The sequence below is a fragment of the Planococcus circulans genome (assembly GCF_020023385.1).
Classification (GTDB): Bacteria; Bacillota; Bacilli; order Bacillales_A; family Planococcaceae; genus Planococcus.
Genome location: NZ_JAIQCL010000006.1, coordinates 67,824 through 90,381 on the forward strand (window position 1 = coordinate 67,824; position 22,558 = coordinate 90,381).

Below are 22,558 nucleotides of genomic sequence, written 5' to 3' on the forward strand. Positions count from 1 at the left end.
ACTCTATTAAAAAGAAGGTGAGAACTTGCTGACCAACGAACGTCATGCCTATATTCTACGATTGTTGGATGAAAAGCAGACAGTCAAAATACAGGAGCTGGTGGAATCCACCGGCGCATCAGAATCGACCATCCGAAGGGATTTGACCGATCTTGAACATTCCCGGAAATTGGAACGCGTTTTCGGCGGTGCCATTTTGCCGGGACAAAATCTGATGGAACCTAGCATATCGGACAAATCCACACAGTTTCTGGAAGAAAAAATCAGGATTGCAGAATTCGCTTCTTCACTGATCCAACAGGGAGATAGTATTTTCCTGGATGCGGGCACCACGACCTTCCAATTGATTCCGTTTTTGAAAGACAAAGATCTGGTGGTCGTCACCAACGGATTGACGCTTGTTGAAGCCCTTAATGAACAAGGCATCACGACCTATTTGACCGGGGGCTTGATGAAGCCCCGGACCGGAGCTTTTGTCGGCTCCCATACCATCTCTGCTTTGCGGAACTACCGCTTCGACATCTGTTTTCTCGGCATCAACGGCTTCCATCCGGAATACGGCTACACCACACCGGACCCAGAGGAAGCAGCTGTCAAACAGATGGCCAGCTCCTTATCGCGAAAGACGTTTGCGCTCGCTGATCATTCCAAAGCCAATAAAATCAGTTTTGCCAAAATCATGGATTTGGATCGCGCCACTTTAATTGTAGATGAAATTTCCAAAGAAGCCAATGCTGGGCTCCAAAAAAAGACAATAGTAAAGGTTGTGGCACCATGATATACACCTGCACAATCACGCCTTCCATCGATTACACAGTTTATGTACCCGAATTTGAAAGCGGGAAACTGAACCGCTCCGACGAAGTCTATTACTATCCCGGCGGAAAAGGCATCAATGTCTCCCGGGTTTTGAAGCGGCTTGGTGTCTCTAATCGGGCACTCGGTTATGCCGGAGGCTTTACGGGACATTATATAGAGGAGTTTTTGAAAAACGAAGGCGTTGACACCGATTTTATCAAAACGGGGGAAATCACCCGGATTAACGTCAAAATCAAATCGGCTCAAGAAACCGAGCTGAATGGTCCAGGGCCTAATCTGAATGCCGCCCAACTGGATGCCCTGACGGAAAAAGTACAAAATATTGCTGAAGGCGATTGGTTCGTGCTGGCAGGGAGCCTGCCGGGCTCTATCGCCGCCGATTATTTTCTGGAACTCGCGGAAATCTGCCAAGCCAATAAGGTCCGTTTTGTATTGGATACTTCAGGGCCTGCGCTGGAAAGCCTGATTACCGCCCCGGTGTTTCTGGCAAAACCCAATCAACAAGAGCTGGGTGAACTGTTCGGTGTGGAAATTACCACAGTGCCGGAAGCATTCCGCTACGCAAAAAAACTGGTGGAGCGCGGCACGGAACATGTTGTCGTTTCCATGGGCGGGAGCGGTGCGCTGCTTGTCACAAAAGACCAGGCTTTAATCGCCAAAGCACCTCAAGGAACCGTGGTCAACACCGTTGGTTCCGGCGATTCACTGGTGTCGGGGTTCATCGCGTCCTACGCCACCGATCAGAACGCGGAGCTCGCTTTCCGCTACGGAGTAGCCAGTGGGAGTGCGACCGCTTTCCGGTCGGATTTATGCCGCAGGGAAGACGTAGAAAGGCTGCTTGACCAAGTAAAGATTTATCCATTCGAAGAAAAGGGTGTGACCACATGAAAATCACTCAGCTGTTGACAGAAGAAACCATCATCTTAAACCTTACTGCTGCGACAAAACAAGAAGTACTGGAAGAACTTGCCGGCCAATTGGAGCGCGCAGGCAAATTGGCCGATAGACGTGCGTTCACTGCAGCCATACTCGAACGCGAAAGCCAAAGCACCACCGGCATCGGAGACGGCATCGCCATCCCGCACGCCAAGTCGGCGGCGGTGAAATCTCCAGCCATCGCTTTCGGTCGTGCGCCTGATGGACTTGATTTTGAATCGCTCGACGGCCAGCCGGCCAATCTGTTCTTTATGATCGCCGCTACTGAAGGCGCCAATGACGATCATTTGGAGGCGCTGTCACGCCTCGCAACTTACCTGATGGACAATCAGTTCCGCACGAATATTCTCGCTGCGCAATCCAAACAGGAAGTCTTGCAGGTGGTGACCGATAAAGAAGCTTCCCTGGAAGAACCGGAAGAGGCAGCTGAAAACATCCCCGTCGACAGCACGCAAAAGAAAATCCTGGCCGTCACGGCGTGTCCGACTGGGATCGCGCACACGTATATGGCCGCTGAAAAATTGAACGAACGCGCAAAAGAGCTGGGCATCGCCTTGAAAGTGGAGACCAACGGCTCGAGCGGCGTGAAAAACCGCTTGACCGATGAAGACATTGCGGGAGCGGATGCCATCATCGTTGCAGCCGACACGAAAGTGGATATGGGCCGTTTCGACGGCAAACCGGTCATCCAGACCGCAGTCGGCAAAGCCATCTACGAAACGGACAATCTGTTGAACCGTGCCGTAACCGGAGATGCCCCGACCTATAAGCATGACAAGTCGAAAGATGAAGCGGACGCCGGGGAAACCAAAGGCGGGTTTTATAAGCATTTGATGAACGGGGTCTCGAATATGCTGCCGTTTGTTGTCGGCGGCGGGATTTTGATCGCTATCTCGTTCTTCTGGGGCATCAACGCCTCCAACCCTGACAGTCCTGAATACAATGAATTTGCGGCCATGCTGAGCACCATCGGCGGTGGCAACGCCTTCTTCTTGATGGTTCCGGTACTGGCCGGCTTTATCGCCATGAGCATTGCCGACCGTCCCGGGTTTGCGCCGGGTATGATCGGCGGATTGATTGCCATTACTGTCACCGGTGTAGAAGAAGCAAGCGGCGGTTCGGGATTCCTCGGCGGATTGATCGCCGGATTCCTGGCCGGTTATGTGACGCTTTTGGTCAAAAGAGCGTTTGCGGGTTTGCCCGATGCACTGGAAGGCTTGAAACCGGTGCTGTTCTATCCGGTCTTTGCGATTGCCATCACCGGCATCATCATGATGCTCGTCAATCCACAGCTGACGAAAGTCTATACGACCATTTCCGCTTTCCTTGAAAGTTTAGGCGGCACGAATCTGGTGCTGGTCGGTTTGCTGCTCGGCGGCATGATGGCTATCGATATGGGCGGCCCGATCAACAAAGCGGCCTATACATTCGGCATTGCGATGCTGGATGCGCAGAATTTCAATTTCATGGCGACCGTCATGGCGGCCGGAATGGTTCCGCCGCTGGGCATGGCGATTGCTACGACACTTTTCAAAAACAAATTCACCAGACCGGAACGTGAAGCCGGCAAGACCGCTTATGTGCTGGGTGCCTGCTTTATCACCGAAGGCGTCATCCCGTTCGCTGCAGCCGACCCTGCCCGCGTCATTCCGGCTTCAGTAGCTGGAGCGGCGGTCACCGGTGCCATGGTCATGCTGTTTGACATCGGATTGCGCGCTCCTCACGGCGGCGTGTTCGTCATCGGCCTCGTCGATGGAGGGGTTGCCAGCATTCTGATGTACGTGGTGGCCATTCTGGCAGGAGCGGTCGTTACCGCACTTGTCGCTGGCTCATTGAAAAAACGGGTTCCCGTTGCCGCATAATCAACAACCGCTTCAGGGCGTAACCTGGAGCGGTTTTTTTGAGTCATTTAATGCAAAATAAATCTTAGCGGCAGCGGTTTTCGCGTATGTTTTCAAACGGAATGGGGTATTGAATACTACGATGCAATTAAAGAGTCCGGAACCAGTGCACTGGGGAAATTGATCGGGAAGAGGTGAAAAGTCTCACAGCAAGTATGCAAGTTGGCCGGCAGTTGCTATTATCTAATGGTTATCCAAGAAAAGGGGAATTACCAGCGGATCTTCCGTTGTTTCAAGCGGGAGTTCTGCAGACCGTTAAACGGAAGAAATACAAAGAAAGGAAAAAAGGACCGGAAGGAGCGGCTGGCGATGAAAACGGCAAGAAACACGGATTTTTTCCGGCAATTCAATGGGGCTTTCTTTCAGGGAGACCGCCAATTCATAGAAGAGAGCATTGCGGAAGACATCGTTTGGACCATAGTGGGGTCAGAACCGATCAAAGGCAAGCAGGCATTTCTCGATGTGGCATTCGGCGTGGATGATGGCTATACGGACATGGAATACACCACCGAGCTGTCCTTGACCAATGGCAGAGAAGCGGCGCTCAAAGGAAAGATGATCCGAAAAGGCAAAGGGGATGTCCCGAAAATTTATGCCTATTGCGATTTTTATGTATTGGACGATGAAGATGAAGGCAAGATCAAAGAAATGACCACCTTTGTCGTCGAATTAAAGGAATAACCGATGTGTGGCAGCCCCTGATAGCCATAGGGGCTTTTTTTGATGGCAAAATGGGGTTTGGGTTTATAAATGTAATTATCTACATAAGGCTAATACAAAATGAGTTCAAAACAAGCTTTTACGTTAAAAAGAGGGTATACATCAGGAAAACTACTTATGAAGGACGTGTCTGGATGAAAATCACGCATTTGGATCATTTGGTCTTGACGGTGTCATCCATCGAAGAAAGCTGCAGATTTTATGAACAGGTACTGGGTATGGAAGTGATTCGTTTTGGGGAAGGGCGGACTGCGCTGAAATTTGGCAATCAAAAAATCAACCTTCATGAAACAGGCAAAGAGTTCGAACCGAAAGCGGCAACGCCGACAGCAGGAAGCGGGGATCTTTGTTTTATTACAGAAAGCTCAGTCAAGGAAATCACAGCCCATTTGGCTAAACTTGGTGTCGAGATTGAAGAAGGGCCTGTCAAAAGGACCGGGGCTCTTGGGAAAATGGATTCGGTCTATCTCCGAGATCCCGACGGCAATTTGCTAGAGGTGTCGAGCTACTGACCGAGTAGCTGCTAAAGTAGAGGTTTTATAGATGAGCCTCAGGTGACTTTATGGTAAAATGAAGAAATACACGATTGACTAAAGGGGTGAATAAATATGACCATCGTATGCTTGGTACGTCACGGAGAGACCGATTGGAATGCACGAGGAAAAATTCAAGGAAAAACCGACATTCCGTTGAACGAGGCAGGTGTCCAGCAGGCAGCTCAATGCGGGGCGTATTTATCCGACTCCAACTGGGATCTGATCGTCACGAGCCCATTGCAGCGCGCCCGTCGTACTGCTGAAATCATCAATGAAACATTGGATTTGCCGCTGATTGAAATGGAAGAGTTTGCGGAGAAGCATTTCGGTGATGCAGAGGGCTTAACCTATGAGGAGCGGGCACTTACTTTTCCGGACAGGCATTATCCGAATCAGGAAGACAGTGAGCTATTTGCTGAACGCCTGGCACAGGGGTTGAAGATCATCAACGACCGTTACAAAGAACAGCGCGTGCTGCTGGTTTCCCATGGCGGTGTCATCAACGCCATACTTGGAGAGCTGTCGGACGGTGAAATCGGTTCCGGGAAAACCCGCTTACTGAATGCCTGCCTCAGCCACATCCATTTTCATGAAGACAACTGGATCATCCGAAACTACAATCAGATCAGCCATCTCGAAAAAACAGTCAGCAAACGATAGGCAATCGAAAAAAAAGCAGCAAGACGCAAAACGTCTTTGCTGCTTTTTATTTTTTCCCGGCCGCTGCTTTGTCTTTGTCCATGCGGTAAACATAAACAGCCAATGCCCCCATGAATAGAGATGAATTGAACCAGAAAACGAGATCGCCCAGCGCTCCACTGAACAGCAGGGCATTTGCGGCAGTTATCAATTGCATCGCAATTATGAATAAAATCAATATGGTCGCGGTCTTCACCGAATCACTCCGTTCCTTTTCCCATTATAAAGGTGCTGGCGATTATTTCAAGTGAGCGGAAATCCGGAGAACTCGAACAGGTATGCCACAGTCCCCTGAAACAGAAGCAACCGGACGTGAATCTTTGGGGCAGGAATGGGATAATGACTGAGAGCAAGTTAGACCGAAGGAGGAACACCCATGGTGAAATGGAAAGAAGAAATGATGATTGATGCCGATATCGAAAAAGTCTGGAGTTTGTTCCGGGACGACAACATCAAAAAGCTGATGCCGAAAGTCGAGGAGCATATCCTGCTGGAAAACGATAATGACCAGCTTGGCGCCAAACACGCACAAAGCTATCACGAAGGCACTCAGCTGCAGACCTACATCATCGAGACCGTAGGCTATGCGGACAGTCCGGATAAAAAACTCAAACAGACACAGTTTGAGATGGGGCAAAGCTTCACAGTGTTTTATTCGTTTACGCTGGTGAGGGAAGGGGAAAATCGCACAAAGTTCATCTATGAAGGCACCAATAAAGGCAAAGGCTTGATGGGCAAAGCGATGCTGCTGTCGGGCAGCAAGAAAAAACGCCAGCAGACCGTCACCACGTTCATGGAGCGGGTAAGGGATGAAGCACTGAAGCTATAGAGGGGAGCGGGGGAGATGATCCAGTGGAATGAACAACGGGTGATCAATGCGCCAATCGATAAGGTGTGGAGCTTGTTTTCAGACGAGCAACTGCAGACGATTATGCCGCAGCTGGAAAAACATCAATTGCTCGAAGGGCCGCCGAACCGGGTGGGATCCAAGTATGCACAGCAGAACCGGATGGGCAATCGGTTGGTCAGCTATGTCATGGAAATTACCGCTTATGAAGATTTGCCGGCGTACAAACGCAAAGATATCAGTTTTGTAGCAGCTGGGCTGTTCCGCATCTCGCTGTGTTTTTCCTTGACCCAAAAAAGCAGTGATCAGACCTTGTTTGTCTACAGCGGCTCCAATGCAGGTGTCAACCTGGTTGGAAGAACCTTATTGAAGCTGGATCCGAGTAACAGCAGCCGGCAGGAAGTGGAAGATTTGATGGCGCGGGTGGCCGAGGCGGCGGAGTCATGAAACTTTACATCATCGGCTCAGTCGGGAGCGGCAAGTCCACCATGGCGCGCCGGTTGTCACATGCCTTAAGCATTCCGCATTTTGAAACGGATAATTTCGTCTGGCAGCGGCAGGAGGGCGGAGACGTCCGTAATGCCGAACCTGTCAGAGATGCGCAGTTCCTTGCGGCAGTCACACAGGAGGATTGGATTATCGAAGGCGTCCACATCGGTTGGACGGAAAATGCGATCAGGTCTGCGGACATGGTGATTTTCTTGGACATCCCTTATCATCAGAGAACCTATCAATGTATTCTCCGTTATTTGAAACAGCGGGTGGGGGTGGAGCGGTCCAATTACAAGCCCCGTTTATCGATGCTACTGAAAATGTTCAAATGGAACCGTTATTTTGAAGAAACGATGAAGCCGGTATTTCTTGAAAAACTCGAATCGATACCTGAAAAAACACGGGTCCTTAAAAAACGTAGACAAGTCAGTGAATTTCTGGTCGAACAGATCCGAGAGTAGGGAAAATGCTTTTTTTAATAAATATGTAGTAAACTACTTAAGGACATATCATTAAAATTCAAAACCGTCTACAAGAAAAGAAAATCTGTATGAAAAGAAACTTGAAAGCTTTATACTTTTACCGGTTTAAAGCTTTGCGTGACAGAAGCCGGCCGTATTTGTATCATGAAAGAAACAGATAGGGAGCCAGAGGGGGAAAAGAACATGCTTAAAGTCTATGAAAAAGAACGGGTGCTGTGCGTTGAAGGGATACTCGAAGAAACCCGAAGCAAAGTTTTCGTCTATCTGGTTGACGGCATGCTGATCGATACCGGTGCCGAAAAGCTGCAGGAAGAATTGATCGGCTTTTTCAATGAGCACACGTTCGACCGGGTCGTGCTGACACATCATCACGAGGATCATACCGGCAATGCGGCTTGGCTTCAACAAAATCGGGAGATTCCATTCTTTATTCATCCATTGGGATTGGAAATTATAAAAGAAAACGGGGAGTACCCGGAGTACCGGAAAATTACTTGGGGCAATCGAAGCGCATTTGACGCACAACCCCTTGGAGCGCGCGTCCGCTCCCGCACACTCGACTGGCAAGTGATTCATACACCAGGCCATGCAGACGACCATGTCGCTTTGTTTCATGAGGAATCGGGTCGTCTTTTCACAGGGGACTTATTTGTCTCACCGAAGACGCGTGTCATGATGAAGACTGAATCGGTCGCACTCATTGCAGCGTCATTACGCAAACTATTGGCGCTGCCGTTCACATCGGTATTTTGCAGCCATGCAGGCTTTCTGGAGAATGGACGTGCTTTGCTTGAGCAGAAGCTGCATCATTTGGAAACCCTTCAGCAAACAATCATCGGGCTTTATGAACAAGGGCTGGCTTCAAGCGACATCAATCAACAGCTTTTTCAAAAAACGTATCCCATCATCGAGTTTTCGAAAAGGGAATGGGACACCATCCATATCGTCTCTTCTGTAATCTCTGATTATGAGAAGAAAAAGAACCGCCACCTCAGTCCACGTGCGACTACCTTAGGAATTCTCAGAAAAGGTGATGCAATTCTCCTGGAACAGCAATTTAGACCCCATTCAGCCGGTACCGGTCCATTTTACCGGCCACTTGGCGGCACCATTGAACTTGGGGAACCGGCCGCTGTCAGCTTGAAAAGGGAATTCAAAGAAGAGACTGGCGCAAGCATCCGCATTGTGCGCTACCTGGATGTGCTGGAGAATATCTTCACGCTCAAGAACCAGGTCTTCCATGAAATTATCCTTTTCTATGAAGTCGAATTTGAAGAAGAGGCTCTCTATCAGCAAGAAGAGTTTGATGTAACCGAAGGAGGCAAAACGACCAAAGCGAAATGGGTCACGCTCGATGAGCTGGCACTTGATGAAACGACGTTATACCCCACAGGCTTGCTGGAACTGATCCAAAAAATGCCGGTGACGACGGGGTCAAAACCGTGATCGGCCAAATTTCTCGGCATCCGCTTTTCTGAGTGATTCAGGTCTATCCGCCTAAAGATTTGATATACTGAAGAAATAAAGCTCACCTATTGCTGTCGAGGATTGGTGATGAAAGGAGAGTGCCCTTCATGATCTATTTCATTATGTTGATGGGACTACTGGCAGTGGCCTTTTTCATCTATTATGTGAGTGGCCGTTTAATGGGTTCGCAGATCAACTTCACCAAACGAATCCTGTCTGTCCTGCTGGGGGTCAGCTTGACGACATTTGTCTACTGGTATTCCTATTTGCGCTACACGGATGTTTTAAGTGAAAATATCGCTATTGCAGTTACTGATGCCAGCGCCATCATATGGATCGGCAGCATGCTGTTGATTTCAATGCTGTTCTACCTGTTTTTCGAGCTTTTCGATCCCATAGAACTGGGAGAACGAGGAGAGCGCATCACCGGACAGAAATTCATCATCCAAAGGTTGAGGCATCGGTGGCGGCGCCAAAAACGCTTGAGCCAGGTACTGGAGATCGCTGTCCGAAACGGATTTTCCCGAACCATCCGCTATGCGCGCCACCGGGAAAGCAACCGGGATTTCGCCATCGCGTTCCGTGATACGCTGGAACAAAGCGGCGGGATCTTCATCAAGTTCGGCCAAGTCTTGTCGACGCGCACTGAGCTGTTTTCACCGGTTTTCATCGAAGAACTGGAAACGCTGCAGCAGGATGTCAAACCTTTGACCAGCGATCAGGTCAAAACGATTTTAAACAATTCCTTATCCGCGAGTGTCGAAGACGTGTTTTCGGAATTCCATATGGATCCGCTTGCGGCCGGCTCGATCGGGCAGGTGCACCGGGCTGTCTTAAGGAAGACGCAAGAAGATGTCGTGATTAAATTGCTGCGGCCGGAAGTCAAAGGCATTATGCGCAATGATTTGGATATTCTGGTTGAATTTGCCGATTGGGTCGCCAGCAAATCCAAATGGGCGGAAAACATCGGCTTTCGTGAATTGGCGATCGGTTTTGCGAACGGCTTGCGTGAAGAAATCAATTTCGGCATCGAGACCCGCAACACCATTCAAGTTGCCAACGCACTCAAAAAAAGCGATTACCCGGTCAAGATCCCCCATGTCTACCGTGAATACAGCAATGATAATTTAATCGTCATGCAATATTTCAAAGGGAAAAGCATTTCCCGCGGCCAGGAAGTCTTTGACCAATTTCATATCGACCAGAAGGAATTCGGCCGCACCATATTGTTTTCATTTTTCGAACAAATGCTGTTTTCCGGAATTTTTCATGCCGATCCCCATCCCGGCAATATCTTCATCGATGAACAGGACGGGAAACCGATTCTCTTGGACTTCGGTGCCGTCGGACGGCTGGCCGCTCCTCAACAGGATGGCTTGAACCTCTTTATCATCGGCGTCCAGCAAAACGACGCAGAAGTCATTTATGATGCCATCAATGCATTAGTGGAAGACAATAGCCAAATTGAACGCCAAAAGCTCGAACAGGCGATTGGGCAATTGCTGCTGAAGATCTCCTATGTCGACAAGATCCCGACTGATGAGCTCATCCATTCCATGTTCGACATTGTCCGTGAATTCGGGTTGGCGTTCTACCCATCCGTGGGCATGGCGCTTCGGTCCTTGATCAGTCTGGACAGTACGCTCCATACCATCGATCCGAAGTTCGATATGTTTACAGAAGCCAAGGTCTTTGCGAAAAAATACAAGACTGCCGTACTGAAGAAGCCCTTCACTGAGCCGCGTGAGACCAAGCAAAAAATCGAAGAGGAATTGGCGTTGCTGATCCCGGAAATGATGAAGTTGCCGAAACGGGCTGATCAATTGATCCAGCGCATTGAAGGCGGCAAAATCATCCTGCACCATGACGTGTTCTCCGACAAGCACAATGCCAATTTTGTCCTACAGCTGTTTTCCCGATTCGTGCTGCTCATGTCCGGTATTACCTTTGGGCTAGTATCAGCCGCTCTATTAGCCATTGCACAGTTCATCAATACCCAATATGCGGTCTATTTGAATACAGCCGCCTATACCGGATTGTTCCTGTGTGTCATCCTGTTGGTCCGTCTGTCCATCCAGGCGATACGCGATATGAAACGAAGCACGACATAGAAGAGATTATATCCTGAGAAGGGTATAATCTTTTTTATTTTATAGAAGCTCACACTTTGTGGATTCTCCTGAAAGCCGAACAACTGAACTGAAATTCACCTCCCTGGTAATGACTGGATATCATTGGTACTATTCAATTCTGATACAAAAGGAGAGAAAATCTCTTTAACAGTAAAAACATGTAAATTAACTGTAAGGAAATTGAAACCGTTTTCCGTTTTATTCGTATTACTACTTAGCAAACAGTTAACACCTTTTACTGACTATAGGAGGAGGGATTTTATGTATTATTTTAAGGACAACGAACATGCATCGATGAAAAAAACTGTTGGTCTAGTGTTTTTTATTTTCGCCAGTTTGTTGATTGCGGGTTGTTCAGCCAATGGCACATCAGAAGGCGGCGGGACAGAAGCCGAAGAATCGGTTGATAAAAATGAACAAGCGATCCGGACTGTTATTGAAAAGGAATTCAATGGTCCAGATGAGAAGTACAATGAATTATGGGATGCAATGGGGGAAGCTCAGGTTTCAGAAAAATATGTTGATGATTATGATGCCTTTCTAGAATCAAGGGAATACCAAGACCTCATGAGTTATATGGAAGAAACTTATGCATCCTATTTTACAGAGAACGGCTATGAGACCTTCAAAAATACATCCGCTTTTATGTATTCTGGATTTGATCATGATTATAACTTAACTACTTCTGCCATTGAAATTGTTCAAAATGAAAATGAAGCAACGCTATACGACATTACTTTCCAAGTTGCATACACAGATGAAGACGGGGAATCCAGTCAATTCAATTTTGAAGGAGAAGCAATCACGCCTGAAGAAGGAAAAATCGGGAAGATCGAATACTTGGATGGCTATGAGGACGGACTGCGTCAAGCGCTGGTAAACAATGAAGAAAAGTAGAGAACTATGGAACGCTTGTGAAAACCAACTACATGCAGAAAAGAGAAACAGCCACAAATTTGAGTGGCTTTTTTTGATGCGTATAGGAGGATGGTGTCTCCGGCACTCATTGATTGACATATCGAACAAATTCGATATACAATACGTTCATGGATAATTTAAATGAATTAGAGGTATTTAAAGCTTTGTCGAATAAGACCCGTCTGGATATCTTGAAATGGCTGAAAGAACCTGAAAAAAACTTCCCGAAACAACAGGCGCATTTGCCGAAGGAGGTCAGCATCAAAGGTGGGGTTTGTGTTGGGGACATACAGGATAAAGTGAATTTATCCCAATCCACAGTTTCGCATTATCTGTCGCTCATGCAAAAGGCAGGACTCTTGGAAGCAGTCAGATATGGGCAATGGACGTATTACAGACGGAACGAAGAGACCTTGGCTAAAATTGCAGAATTCGTGAAACAGGAGATTTGATTCCGAATTGGAGGCAAATCTCTGTCAGTTTTATATATCGATTTTTCTAGATATATCTATATTTTAAATTCCAAACTTTTGTGAAAGAAGAGTAGGGGAATCCGCACGATAAATAAAAACAGAAGTTGGAGTGAACCGTTTTATGGCTGCACATGTACGTGAAGATCTATTAACGACGAAACAAAAAATATTAGCATTTACCTTAACTTTATTGACCTTTGTGATGGGAACCAGCGAGTTTGTCATCGTCGGGTTATTAAGTGAGGTTTCAAGCGATTTGAATATCACACTGGCTACAGCAGGTTCGTTGATTTCAGGATTCGCCATCGCTTATGCAATTGGAACCCCCTTATTGACAGCTTACGTCAGCCGTTTCCCGAAATATCCGTTGATGCTCTTATTCATTTCGATTTTCATCATCGGCAATGTCATCAGTGCATTGTCGGGTTCTTATGAACTGCTGATCTTATCACGTGTTTTAACAGCTGTTGTCAGCGGAGTGTTGATCGCTTTATCGATGAGTATTGCGAGTGATACCATGCCGGAAGCCAAAAAAGGGGCGATCATCGCCCTTATTTTCGCCGGCTTCACCATCGCCAATGTGCTGGGCGTGCCTTTAGGGACGTTCATCGGACAACTCGGCAACTGGCAGCTGACGTTCTGGTTCACAGCGCTCTTGGGTGTCATCAGTTTGATTATCAGCATATTCATCATTCCGAAACATTTGCCGGTCGAGAAAGCATCCGCCAAAGAGCAATTGAAATTATTGACCAACCCGCGGATGGTGCTGGCGTTCTTTATTCCGACGTTCGCCATTGCAGGAACTTACACGGTTTATACGTATATCACTCCGATCTTGGAAGAAGGGCTGGGAATCCAGACAAAATACATCAGCATCATTCTTTTGGGCTATGGGGCGTTTTCCATCCTCAGCAATGTATTGGCAGGAAAAATTGCCAGCCATAACGGCATCAGCAAGCTGCGCTTTGTGTTTATCGCACAGGCCATCATCTTAGGGTCGCTGTTCTTCACGATGCAATCGACCATAGCCGGGCTCGTCAGCATCATGTTGATGGCGGTCATGATCTACGTCATGAATGCGACGATTCAATTATACTTGATGAACCTGGCAGCCGTTTATTTTCCGGCTGCGAAGGATTTCGCTTCTTCACTCACACCTGTAGCCGTGAATATCGGCATCGCACTGGGAGCGACACTTGGCGGATACGTCGTCGCAAACGGCAGCTTGGTCCACTTATCGTGGGTCGGCGGACTGTGTGCGCTGATCGCATCCGGTTTGGCATTCGTGAGTTATCGTTTAGACCAAAAAGATGAGACGGTGACCAAACCTGCATACCAAGGTTCGAACCTATAATTCTTAAACACTCAGCGGTTAGTTGGGTGTTTTTTTTGCGTTTTCAATAACTTGGAGCGTTCTAAGCAGAATCTATCATTCAATGTAGCTTACGTGATATAAGAGTGAGACGTTTTTTGGAGAAGGAACGATTGGTTATTCTGTGAAGGACGAATTGCAGCAAGTTCTAGAGATTAATAGTGAATAGCGCCGTACAGTTAATGATGGATTGGATGAGCATTTGCTAACGATAAAGATGTTTTTAAAGGAGCTGATGAGCGATGCCAGGCAAGCAAGCTTAACTAGCACTGAATGTTTTTTAATCGATGAATTTTGAAACGACAGCGCGTCTAAGATATATTAGTGGATGCAGTAAGTTTTAAGAGATGTATAACGAACGTGAAAACAGCGAAGATGGAAGGAGAGCCGACAGCAAAAGGCCTCTTTTCTTAAAATTTAATTTAAGTAGACATAATATAAATTATCGGAAGTAACGTCTCATTCAATAAGTATGCTTAAGACAGTGAGACGAAACCGATTTTTTCGGTATTTTTGGCGGTTTTGACTCATTTTCCGGTTTTCCGTTTATGGTCTGTTTTTTCGTCCGGTTTATCTAAATCTCATCTTTACTCTAAACTTATAGCATCTGCTTGCTGAAGAATTTTTCTAACGACAGGAAAACTCTTCAGCAAGTTTTGTTTTACAAATCCAATCGCAATCCCGTAAACACAATTCGTATCGATCATGAGCCGAGTTTACGGTTCCTGACGCACAATCCGCTTCACTACATCACCAGCAAATTCCACCGGTGTCCGTCCAGATCCGCAAATCCTGCGCCGTACAATCCATCTTGCTCTGACGGTTCGGCAAACACGAATCCGCCTGCTTGTTTCACTTTGCTGATCGTCTCATCAAGTTCTTCTCTAGTACCTACTGAGATTGAAAACAATGCTTCTGTCGACTGATTGGTATCTGCCAACTCATTGAGTGAAAATCGTTTAAATCGCTCCTCCAAAACCAGCATAACGTGAACTTGGTGATTACCTACGACCATTCCGATCATTTGGTTGTTTTCTTGTCCCTGGTTCATGATCTCAATGCCGATATTGCTGAAAAACTCACTGGATTTACGCAGATCTTTAACGGGTAAATTGATCCAAAGCTCTTTCACGGCATTTCACCTTCTTTCTGTGCATGGATTCGAGTGTTTCTTGGCAAAACCACTGTCTGATTCCCTCCTTTGCTCCATTATTTACTTAGAGTTTAGCTTAATTTTTAGAATATTCATATCCAAAACCCTCTATTTCCGGCAAAATGAAGACCAAATCCCCTCCTGAAGTTGCTGATTTCGCTTCTCCCGTACTTACAGCCCAGCTTTGAAACCATTTCTTGTTTCCAACGTATGTAATTCATGGGACGCGTTCTAAGCTCAATAAACCATGCAACAGCCACTACTCTGGAAGTTAAGGAGAATTGATGATGAAAAACAACGCAAGAGTCTATTTAAGAGCGATCGAAGATGAAGACATGGAAAGCATTTACCGCTCTTGCCAAGACGAAGAAACCTTGTATATGACAGGCACCCGCACTTCTTTTACACTCGACAGCATCCGGGAAAGCCATCAGCAGTTCAGCCAAGATCCAAGCCGTTATGACTTTGCGATATGTTCAACGGCGACCCACGAAATTATCGGGGATCTGGCCATCCTGGACATTGACCCGGACAATCACAAAGCCGGCTTTAGAATAGCGCTGCACAGCCGAAATAACTGGAACAAAGGCTTTGGCACTGAAGCAACGCAACTTGCCCTGGCTTTCGCTTTCGAGGACCTCCAGCTAAACCGCCTGGAATTAGAAGTGTACTCGCATAACGTCCGTGGCATCAAAGCGTATGAAAAAGCAGGATTTAAACAAGAAGGAACTTTAAGGCAGTCCCTTTACCTGAACAATAGCTATTCCGACGAAATCCTGATGGCCATGCTCCGGGAGGATTACTGCAGCCAACTACATGCAGGCGTCCGGTAGAAACATAAATAATCTTGTTCCCTGTTCTCTGTACGGGCCTGCAGAAATCACTTCTTATCGATTCTTGTATTTACTCGCTCTTTTTTATCGAAATTTACCGGTATTATACAGAATTTCTTATCAATTCTTGTTAAACTAGAAGAAAAGCAGAAATGAGCGATTCTTTTGACTGAAACGATCCATTCCACCTCAGAAACGTACCTGTTCCATTCTATCCAGCGTTTTGTAATTCCGCACGGTGAGCCCAGCCATCAGCCGCTCCACCGCCACCCTGACACGGCGGAATTGCTGCTGGTGACAGAAGGCTGTGTCCGCTGTAAAATCGGCACGCAATCCTATTCCCTCCCTTCCGGTACGGCTTTATTCGTGCCTTCGGGGTCCTGGCATGAAATGGAGTATCCTGCTGTACCAAAGCAAAGGGGATACCGGCTGTCGTTTACTCCGCCTCATTTAAAATCCGCTCTCATGGCTGATGTGCCGCAAGTGATCCATGTTGACGACCTTGCCGGAATAATACCGCTGTTTGCACGGCTCCAGCAGGAAAACGCTCAGCCACATCCAGACTCCAGGATCACCCATCACTTGGTCGGATTGATTTTAGCGCTGTTAGAACGGTCCACAGACACGCAAAACTCCATTGATGGTGAAAAAACAATCCGACTGGTTAAGATTTATATGGAAGAACACCATTGCCGCTCCCTGTCGCTCGACGACCTTGCCGTACAGTTCGCCATGAACAAGTACCAGCTGGCGCGCCTCTTCAAACAGCATACCGGTATGAGTCCGCTCCAGTACCTCATCACCTGCCGTATCCATACGGCAAAACAGCTGCTTGCCACAACTGAAACTGCTGTGGCATCTATCGGTTCACGTGTCGGCTACAAAAGTGCTACCCAATTCCAAGCAGCCTTCAAGAAAGCGGTCGGCATCACCCCCAGGCTTTACCGGCTCGACTCTACGAAAGAAAGTTAAAGTCAAAATGACCATATTTTATTTGTTAAATTAAAAAATAAATGGAAGTTGTTTGAAGGATACGTTATCATACATAACAAGCAGTCATATTATTGCACAGAACGACAGAAAGTTAGCTGTCAGGCTTCACTAGCTGTAAAACAGTATTTGTTCAACTCAATGGAGGTTCAACTTATGGAATACGATAAAAACAATCTAAAATCCTCCAGTATTGAAAAAATGTCTTTGTCCAACGATTTACTGTATAAAGATCTCTTTGATGGTATGGTCCACCAAGCACCTATCAGCATGTATATAGTAAGAGGTTTGTCTTTTTCCTACGTCAATCAGCATTTCTGTGAATTGATCGGCTATAGCGAAGAAGAGCTGTTGAACGCCAACGTCACGCCCAATACCCTCATCCATCCGGAAGATTTGGCGATTATCCAGGCACGGATGCTGAATAGCAATAACTTGGACACCTATGCACGTTACCGTGTTCGAGTCTATAGAAGGGACGGACAGTTGCGCCATATTGAAATACATTCGACTAAAAAGCAATGGCAAAATGAAACCATTTTGTGCGGGACCGTTATTGACGTCACAGCCGAAGTCACAGCCAATCTTTTGGTAAAAGAAAACGAAGATCGGCTGAACTCCCTATTCGTCCACAATCCGGATGCAGTCTTCACTTTCGATCTGGAGGGGAATTTTAAGACGGCCAATCCGGCATGTGAAACCTTATCCGGCTATTCAATCTCAGAGATCCTTCAGTTGACGTTCAGCCCGATGATCGTTTCAGAAGACCTGCCCACTGCCCTCCTTCATTTTCGTAACGCCCTGAGCGGCATTACAGAAACCTATGACGTCGCCATCATCCGAAAAGACGGGAAAAAGCGGAATCTCCTGGTGACCAATTTTCCGATGAAGGCAAACGGCAACATTATCGGCGCGTACGGCATTGCCAAAGACATCACCGATGAACTCTACTATAAAAACCTGATGGAAGAACTGGCATTTTTTGATCCGTTGACCCGGCTGCCCAACCGCAAATTATTCGAAGACCGGGTCAAACAGGCGATTGAAAACACTGCTGGCGAAAAATGCCAACCTGCCGTGCTTTCTTTGAACTTGGATCGCTTTAAATTCATCAATGATTCGTTCGGCCACCAGTTCGGCGATGAATTTTTAAAAGGAATCGCACAACGGCTGTTGGACAGTGTTAATGGATGTGATACCGTGGGAAGGTTTGCGGGCGATGAATTTGCGGTGCTGCTGCCGAACCTCGATCAACAGGAAGTTTTCCATTTGGCGGAACAGCTCCATGAATCGCTGGCGAAGCCATTTGAAGCACTCGGCCATGCCGTCGCCATCTCGGCAAGCGTCGGCATCGCGTTCAGCATCGGGCCGGAAGAAACCTCCAATGCACTCATCAAAAAAGCGGACGCCGCCATGTACTACACAAAAAAATACAAGACCAATCAGTACACGGTCTATTCCGAAGAACTGGATCATCAATCTGCATACCGGCTGACCATCGAACGAGAGTTGAAATCGGCCCTCACAAAACAGGAAATGGTGCTGCATTACCAGCCCATCATCCAGTTGAAGAGCGGCAAGCTGAGTGCGATGGAAGCCTTGATCCGTTGGAACCACCCGGAATTGGGCTTGGTGCCGCCGGATATCTTTATCCCGGTAACCGAAGAAACGGGACAAATCGTCTCCATCGGCCGCTGGGTGCTCCACACTGCCTGCATCCAGAACAAAGCCTGGCAGGACGAAGGCTATCCGCCCATTAAAATCTGCGTCAACATATCCACGATCCAGCTTCAGCAGCCGAATTTCGTCCAGACGGTAAAAGCGATACTAGAAGAAACTGGATTGGATGCCAAGTGGCTGGAACTGGAAGTGACGGAAAGCATTTTACTGGTGGACACGGACTTGCTCAAATGCAGCTTAAACAGCTTGAAAGAGCTCGGCGTTTCCATGTCCATTGATGATTTCGGCACCGGCTACACGTCCCTCAGCTACTTGCGTCAGTTTTCCTTTGACCGGGTAAAGATCGACCGCAGCTTTGTCGAAGACATCAGCAAAAATTTGAATGGCAAAGCCATCACCGCCACCATCATTTCCTTAGCGCATCAATTGAACATGAGTGTCGTAGCGGAAGGCATTGAAGAACAAACCCAATTGGCTTTCCTGCAAGGGGAAAATTGCGATGAAGGCCAAGGCTATTATTTCGGCCGTCCCCTGCCGGCAGAATTGCATAATCTCTCCACTCTATTCAATCAATGAATAACCTAAAAAGCGGCCGGTTTTTTCTACCGGCCGCTTTTTGCGTTGTTCTGTTTTATTTTTATAATCAGTAGAGATGAAACCTGCCTTCATCATTAAGAAGGCGGTGCACTGTCTTCCACAAAAGCGTCGATGACCACCGGTTTGCGGCTCGCCTTGGCTTTTGCCAGCGCATCCCGCAGCTCAGTTCTTGTCTTCGCAGTATAGCCTTCCCCTCCGCAGGCATGGGCAAATGCCGCAAAGTCGATGTTCGCCAGATTGGTCTGTGTCGCCTGATTGCCCATTTCTTCCTGTTCGTGTTCAATGAGCTGGATTTTTTGGTTGTTGAAGATGACTAGAATCATCGGCAAGTCGTATTTGACTGCCGTGACAAAGTCTTGCATGCCCATCGAAAAGCCCCCATCGCCGAGCAGGGACGCGACTTGCTTGTCGGGATACGCCAGCTTCCCGGCAATCGCCCCCGGCAACCCGCATCCCATGGTCGCAAGCCACGCCGACACGACGAGCTGCTGCTGGGTCAATTGCAGGTAGCGCGCTGCCCACAGCGTTACACTGCCGACATCGAGTGACACCACCGCGTCGCGCTCCAAAATGGACTGCACTTCCGCAATGACGTGCTGCGGCTGCAGCTGGTCCGTTTCCTGCGCCATATCCTTTTGGAGGGTTTCGTGCCACTGTGCACGTTTTTCCTGATACTTCAAGAGGAAAGCGTCTTCTTTCTCCCCTAAATGGCCGGTCAGCCAGGCAGCAGCCGGTGCCAGTTCCCCGACCAGTCCCACCAGCACCGGGTAATACTTGCCGATGACTTTCGGATCGACATCGATTTGAATGGCCGGTGCGTCGTCAGGCAAATACTCCCGGTACGGAAACGCGGTGCCCGCCAGTATCAACAGATCCGCTTCTTTCATGGCTTCTTCAGCTGGATCGGTGCCGAGCTGCCCCAATTGGCCCAAGTTATGTGGATGGTCGTCTGGAATAATGCCTTTCGCCGGAAAAGAGGCGATCACGGGCGCTTTCAGCTTTTCTGCAAACGCCAGAACTTCCGAGGTGCCGCCGGCTGCGCCTTTGCCGGCCAAAATGACCGGTTTTTTCGCGGCCTGCAGCAACTTCAACGCGTCCTGCAGGTCTTCTTCATGCGCCCGGATGTTCGGTGCGGCATAGGCAGGTGAAGTCAGTTCTTTATCGCGCTTGATTTTGGTGCCGAACAGATCATCCGAGACGATCAGCACCGCCGGCCCTTTTTCGGCATAAGCCGTCCGGATGGCCTGATTCAGCATGTCGGGCAACTGTTCCGCCGTTTGGACGCGGCGGTTGTAGACGGCAACTTCCTCAAACAGCGACTCCATCTTCAGTTCCTGGAAGCTGTCCGTTCCAACCAGCTCGCTGCTGACCTGCCCGACGATCGCCAGGACGGGAGTCTTGTCTTTTTGTGCATCATACAAGCCATTTTGAAGATGCACCGCTCCAGGACCCGCAATCGACAAACAGATGCCGATCTTGCCGGTCAATTTCGAATAGGCGGACGCTGCAAGCGCTCCGGTTTCTTCGTGGCGGATTTGAATAAAGCGGATCACTTCATCTTTTCGCAGCTCTTCCATGAATTCATTGATGGAGTCGCCCGGCATCCCGTAGATATGGTCCACTTTCCATTCTTTCAGCAGTTCAACGACATAACTTCCAGCTGTCCTGTCAAACATGGACATCCCTCACTTTCAAAAAGTTAGGCATAAGCCCTTATCTCTTGCTCATACCTCCAGCCGGTGAGTGTTAAACGTTTGGCAATAAAAAAAGAGCCCATTGCCGCAGGCAGCGGCAAAAAAGCTCTGTTCTTAGCTGGAATCCTTCTTATAATCCCGGTAAAACCGTTCTTCCCGCCTTTTATCGACCCAGCTCCAGATAGAATAGATGACTGCCGCAATACCGACGACCAGCAATGAGGCATAAAATACGAAGTCGAAATCCATCTCCCGGACCACGACTTCGTCGACGCCGGCCAAATTCAACTGGCTGTAGGTGATGCTTTCATAGCCGATCCACCAAAATGCCAAAGGCAAGCCGGCCAACAGCCCACCGATCAATGAACCCAAAAATTTTCTCATGAACCTTTTCCCCCTTTTCAGCAGTCAACCGATCTCTTGGCATTTCGGTTACCCTGTTCTTTCAGGCGGCTGCGCCGGATAAGCGTAGATATGCTTGAATTTCCCGCTGCCCGGATGAGCTTGGGGCGCTTTCCCAGACAGCGCGATGTCCACGTGGATGCCTTGACCCTCAAAGAACGCCTGCAGCTTGTGTTGCGCTTCCCTAAATGCATGGTCCGGGTGTTGTGCCTGCAGCCGGAGTTCAAGCGTATCTTCCCTGCGCTGGATCAGCTGAAAGCGGTCGATCGATTCGATGTCGGCCATTACAGACTGCAAGGCAAGCGGCGCGACTTTGCGGCCACCTGAAAAGCTCAGGATTTCATCTGTGCGCCCTTCCAGTTCGATCCAGCGGCTTGGTTTGCCGCACGGACAAGGCGCGCTGTAGACGGTCGCTCGGTCAGTCACGGCGTAGCGGATAAACGGCTGCGTGTAATTGAACAAATTGGTGATCAGCAATTGTTCCGCTTGAACGCCGTCAGCCACTGGACGGAAGTCCCCATCCACCGCTTCGACGATCAGCCAGTCTTCATTAAGGTGATAACGCCCTTTCCGGCATTCACAAGCGATCGTTCCGGCTTCTGTGCAGGCATAAGTCGACTGGACCGTGCAGCCGAACGCCTCTCTGAGCTCTGTCCGCAATTCGCTGCTTAGATGTTCACCGCCCGCCATGATCAGCACCGGTGAAATGGCAAGCTTCCCGCTCCGCTTATAGGGCAAAAGCAGTTCCAATGCCGTAGGGTAGCCGCCGAGGAGCGCCGGCTGAAAAGCATTCAGCTGGTTGACGATTTTGTCGGTGTCTTGCCGCACATCGACGATGACCTGGTTTTTCTTCCACGGCATGCGCCGCTGGTTATAACGCACCGTCCCGTTGCCGAGGTAAAAGCCGCCATCGACGAACAGACCCGCTGTGCGTTTGCCGCTTCTAAGAAACGCCTGTAAATCTTCCCGTTTGGCGACAGCGCGCAGTACCGCGATTGCCGACACGACATTCATCGTGGTCTTGTCATACAGGACAATGGCTGGATGTCCCGTAGAACCGGAGGTGGTGTTGACCAGGTAGCGGCCGTTCAGCTTCCGCCCGATGTTGTCCGGATTTTCCATAAACCGCTCCACATCTTGTTTCGAGACGGAGCGGTCGGTGAGCCAGTCATCAAAGTTCGCCATCAGTTCCTTCTTCTGGGTGACGGGCAAATCGGACAAGCGGAGCGGCCCGTCAAGATGTGAAAGTTTCCTCTGGAAATACGGGCTGCGTCTAGCATGTTGCACGAGACGCGCAAGGCGCTTTTGCTGGAGCGCTTCCAGCTGTTTCCGGTTTAGCTTCCGCGCGCGGTGCGTCAGGCGAAGTGCGGTGAGAAGTCCCATCCCTTTCATGCTGGTTTCTCCTTTCGGAAGGT

General features: G+C 48.5%; 22 protein-coding genes. 17 read left to right on the forward strand and 5 right to left on the reverse strand.

The annotated features are described in order from the left end of the window. Positions 1–25 precede the first annotated feature (25 nt). The 6 genes from K8U60_RS11185 (at position 26) to K8U60_RS11210 (ending at position 5,572) form a co-directional block, all read left to right on the forward strand. The gene (locus tag K8U60_RS11185) at positions 26–778 is read left to right on the forward strand and encodes a DeoR/GlpR family DNA-binding transcription regulator (RefSeq protein WP_223638765.1); all 753 of its coding nucleotides are present in this window, start codon (positions 26–28) and stop codon (positions 776–778) included. Continuing rightward, entirely contained in the window at positions 775–1,707 is a 933-nt protein-coding gene (gene pfkB, locus K8U60_RS11190) for a 1-phosphofructokinase (RefSeq protein WP_223638775.1), read from the forward strand. The genes K8U60_RS11185 and pfkB overlap by 4 nt, the downstream gene beginning before the upstream one ends. Next, positions 1,704–3,617: a PTS fructose transporter subunit IIABC gene (locus tag K8U60_RS11195; RefSeq protein WP_223638777.1), complete on the forward strand. Its 1,914-nt coding sequence runs from the start codon at positions 1,704–1,706 to the stop codon at positions 3,615–3,617. Before pfkB ends, K8U60_RS11195 begins: the two co-directional genes overlap by 4 nt. A gap of 348 nt (positions 3,618–3,965) precedes the next feature. Continuing rightward, entirely contained in the window at positions 3,966–4,337 is a 372-nt protein-coding gene (locus tag K8U60_RS11200) for a nuclear transport factor 2 family protein (protein ID WP_223638780.1), read from the forward strand. 173 nt (positions 4,338–4,510) lie between these two features. Continuing rightward, on the forward strand, positions 4,511–4,888 hold the full coding sequence (locus K8U60_RS11205; protein ID WP_223638782.1) for a VOC family protein: 378 nt from the start codon (positions 4,511–4,513) through the stop codon (positions 4,886–4,888). A gap of 96 nt (positions 4,889–4,984) precedes the next feature. Then, positions 4,985–5,572, forward strand: coding sequence for a histidine phosphatase family protein (locus K8U60_RS11210; protein WP_223638784.1), 588 nt, complete (start codon positions 4,985–4,987; stop codon positions 5,570–5,572). A 46-nt stretch (positions 5,573–5,618) separates the two neighbouring features. On the opposite strand, the gene K8U60_RS11215 is transcribed toward K8U60_RS11210, so the two are convergent. Then, positions 5,619–5,807 (reverse strand): hypothetical protein, encoded by a 189-nt coding sequence (locus K8U60_RS11215; RefSeq protein ID WP_223638786.1) that lies wholly within the window; start codon positions 5,805–5,807, stop codon positions 5,619–5,621. A gap of 180 nt (positions 5,808–5,987) precedes the next feature. Between K8U60_RS11215 and K8U60_RS11220 the strand changes: the two genes are divergently transcribed. From K8U60_RS11220 to K8U60_RS11255, 8 genes are all read left to right on the forward strand, one after another. Further along, the gene (locus K8U60_RS11220; RefSeq protein ID WP_223638788.1) at positions 5,988–6,440 is read left to right on the forward strand and encodes an SRPBCC family protein; all 453 of its coding nucleotides are present in this window, start codon (positions 5,988–5,990) and stop codon (positions 6,438–6,440) included. A 15-nt stretch (positions 6,441–6,455) separates the two neighbouring features. After that, on the forward strand, positions 6,456–6,905 hold the full coding sequence (locus tag K8U60_RS11225; protein WP_223638790.1) for an SRPBCC family protein: 450 nt from the start codon (positions 6,456–6,458) through the stop codon (positions 6,903–6,905). Then, the gene (locus K8U60_RS11230; RefSeq protein ID WP_223638792.1) at positions 6,902–7,411 is read left to right on the forward strand and encodes a P-loop NTPase family protein; all 510 of its coding nucleotides are present in this window, start codon (positions 6,902–6,904) and stop codon (positions 7,409–7,411) included. Before K8U60_RS11225 ends, K8U60_RS11230 begins: the two co-directional genes overlap by 4 nt. Positions 7,412–7,615: 204 nt before the next feature. Further along, positions 7,616–8,878 (forward strand): MBL fold metallo-hydrolase, encoded by a 1,263-nt coding sequence (locus K8U60_RS11235; protein ID WP_223638794.1) that lies wholly within the window; start codon positions 7,616–7,618, stop codon positions 8,876–8,878. Positions 8,879–9,006: 128 nt separating this feature from the next. Then, complete coding sequence (locus K8U60_RS11240; protein WP_223638796.1) at positions 9,007–11,010, forward strand: ABC1 kinase family protein; 2,004 nt, start codon at positions 9,007–9,009, stop codon at positions 11,008–11,010. Positions 11,011–11,292: 282 nt separating this feature from the next. Further along, entirely contained in the window at positions 11,293–11,928 is a 636-nt protein-coding gene (locus K8U60_RS11245) for a hypothetical protein (protein ID WP_223638798.1), read from the forward strand. A gap of 149 nt (positions 11,929–12,077) precedes the next feature. Beyond that, positions 12,078–12,401 carry an ArsR/SmtB family transcription factor gene (locus K8U60_RS11250; RefSeq protein WP_223639342.1) on the forward strand — a complete coding sequence of 108 codons (324 nt, stop codon included), beginning with the start codon at positions 12,078–12,080 and terminating at the stop codon, positions 12,399–12,401. A gap of 142 nt (positions 12,402–12,543) precedes the next feature. Continuing rightward, positions 12,544–13,776, forward strand: coding sequence for an MFS transporter (locus K8U60_RS11255; protein WP_223638800.1), 1,233 nt, complete (start codon positions 12,544–12,546; stop codon positions 13,774–13,776). 763 nt (positions 13,777–14,539) lie between these two features. Here the strand turns inward: K8U60_RS11255 and K8U60_RS11260 are convergent. After that, entirely contained in the window at positions 14,540–14,926 is a 387-nt protein-coding gene (locus tag K8U60_RS11260) for a VOC family protein (protein ID WP_223638803.1), read from the reverse strand. A 308-nt stretch (positions 14,927–15,234) separates the two neighbouring features. On the opposite strand from K8U60_RS11260, the gene K8U60_RS11265 reads away from it, so the two are divergent. From K8U60_RS11265 to K8U60_RS11275, 3 genes are all read left to right on the forward strand, one after another. Further along, positions 15,235–15,780 carry a GNAT family N-acetyltransferase gene (locus K8U60_RS11265; RefSeq protein ID WP_223639345.1) on the forward strand — a complete coding sequence of 182 codons (546 nt, stop codon included), beginning with the start codon at positions 15,235–15,237 and terminating at the stop codon, positions 15,778–15,780. 165 nt (positions 15,781–15,945) lie between these two features. Then, positions 15,946–16,752, forward strand: a complete 807-nt coding sequence (locus K8U60_RS11270) for a helix-turn-helix transcriptional regulator (RefSeq protein ID WP_223638805.1) — start codon at positions 15,946–15,948, stop codon at positions 16,750–16,752. Between the two features lie 174 nt (positions 16,753–16,926). After that, positions 16,927–19,026 carry a sensor domain-containing protein gene (locus K8U60_RS11275; RefSeq protein WP_223638807.1) on the forward strand — a complete coding sequence of 700 codons (2,100 nt, stop codon included), beginning with the start codon at positions 16,927–16,929 and terminating at the stop codon, positions 19,024–19,026. Between the two features lie 95 nt (positions 19,027–19,121). On the opposite strand, the gene K8U60_RS11280 is transcribed toward K8U60_RS11275, so the two are convergent. The 3 genes from K8U60_RS11280 to K8U60_RS11290 form a co-directional block, all read right to left on the reverse strand. Beyond that, positions 19,122–20,723 (reverse strand): pyruvate oxidase, encoded by a 1,602-nt coding sequence (locus tag K8U60_RS11280; protein ID WP_223638809.1) that lies wholly within the window; start codon positions 20,721–20,723, stop codon positions 19,122–19,124. A gap of 132 nt (positions 20,724–20,855) precedes the next feature. Next, complete coding sequence (locus K8U60_RS11285; protein WP_223638811.1) at positions 20,856–21,125, reverse strand: hypothetical protein; 270 nt, start codon at positions 21,123–21,125, stop codon at positions 20,856–20,858. A 48-nt stretch (positions 21,126–21,173) separates the two neighbouring features. Continuing rightward, a complete protein-coding gene (locus tag K8U60_RS11290) occupies positions 21,174–22,535 on the reverse strand; it encodes a phenylacetate--CoA ligase family protein (RefSeq protein WP_223638814.1) in 1,362 nt (453 codons plus the stop codon). Between the last annotated feature and the right edge of the window lie 23 nt (positions 22,536–22,558).

Excerpts from the sequence above, each read along its gene's own strand:
- pfkB (WP_223638775.1), top strand. The coding sequence starts at position 775 with ATGATATACACCTGCACAATCACGCCTTCCATCGATTACACAGTTTAT.
- K8U60_RS11195 (WP_223638777.1), top strand. The coding sequence starts at position 1,704 with ATGAAAATCACTCAGCTGTTGACAGAAGAAACCATCATCTTAAACCTT.
- K8U60_RS11200 (WP_223638780.1), top strand. The coding sequence starts at position 3,966 with ATGAAAACGGCAAGAAACACGGATTTTTTCCGGCAATTCAATGGGGCT.
- K8U60_RS11205 (WP_223638782.1), top strand. The coding sequence starts at position 4,511 with ATGAAAATCACGCATTTGGATCATTTGGTCTTGACGGTGTCATCCATC.
- K8U60_RS11210 (WP_223638784.1), top strand. The coding sequence starts at position 4,985 with ATGACCATCGTATGCTTGGTACGTCACGGAGAGACCGATTGGAATGCA.
- K8U60_RS11220 (WP_223638788.1), top strand. The coding sequence starts at position 5,988 with ATGGTGAAATGGAAAGAAGAAATGATGATTGATGCCGATATCGAAAAA.
- K8U60_RS11225 (WP_223638790.1), top strand. The coding sequence starts at position 6,456 with ATGATCCAGTGGAATGAACAACGGGTGATCAATGCGCCAATCGATAAG.
- K8U60_RS11230 (WP_223638792.1), top strand. The coding sequence starts at position 6,902 with ATGAAACTTTACATCATCGGCTCAGTCGGGAGCGGCAAGTCCACCATG.
- K8U60_RS11235 (WP_223638794.1), top strand. The coding sequence starts at position 7,616 with ATGCTTAAAGTCTATGAAAAAGAACGGGTGCTGTGCGTTGAAGGGATA.
- K8U60_RS11240 (WP_223638796.1), top strand. The coding sequence starts at position 9,007 with ATGATCTATTTCATTATGTTGATGGGACTACTGGCAGTGGCCTTTTTC.
- K8U60_RS11245 (WP_223638798.1), top strand. The coding sequence starts at position 11,293 with ATGTATTATTTTAAGGACAACGAACATGCATCGATGAAAAAAACTGTT.
- K8U60_RS11250 (WP_223639342.1), top strand. The coding sequence starts at position 12,078 with ATGGATAATTTAAATGAATTAGAGGTATTTAAAGCTTTGTCGAATAAG.
- K8U60_RS11255 (WP_223638800.1), top strand. The coding sequence starts at position 12,544 with ATGGCTGCACATGTACGTGAAGATCTATTAACGACGAAACAAAAAATA.
- K8U60_RS11265 (WP_223639345.1), top strand. The coding sequence starts at position 15,235 with ATGAAAAACAACGCAAGAGTCTATTTAAGAGCGATCGAAGATGAAGAC.
- K8U60_RS11275 (WP_223638807.1), top strand. The coding sequence starts at position 16,927 with ATGGAATACGATAAAAACAATCTAAAATCCTCCAGTATTGAAAAAATG.
- K8U60_RS11280 (WP_223638809.1), bottom strand. The coding sequence starts at position 20,723 with ATGTTTGACAGGACAGCTGGAAGTTATGTCGTTGAACTGCTGAAAGAA.
- K8U60_RS11285 (WP_223638811.1), bottom strand. The coding sequence starts at position 21,125 with ATGAGAAAATTTTTGGGTTCATTGATCGGTGGGCTGTTGGCCGGCTTG.
- K8U60_RS11290 (WP_223638814.1), bottom strand. The coding sequence starts at position 22,535 with ATGAAAGGGATGGGACTTCTCACCGCACTTCGCCTGACGCACCGCGCG.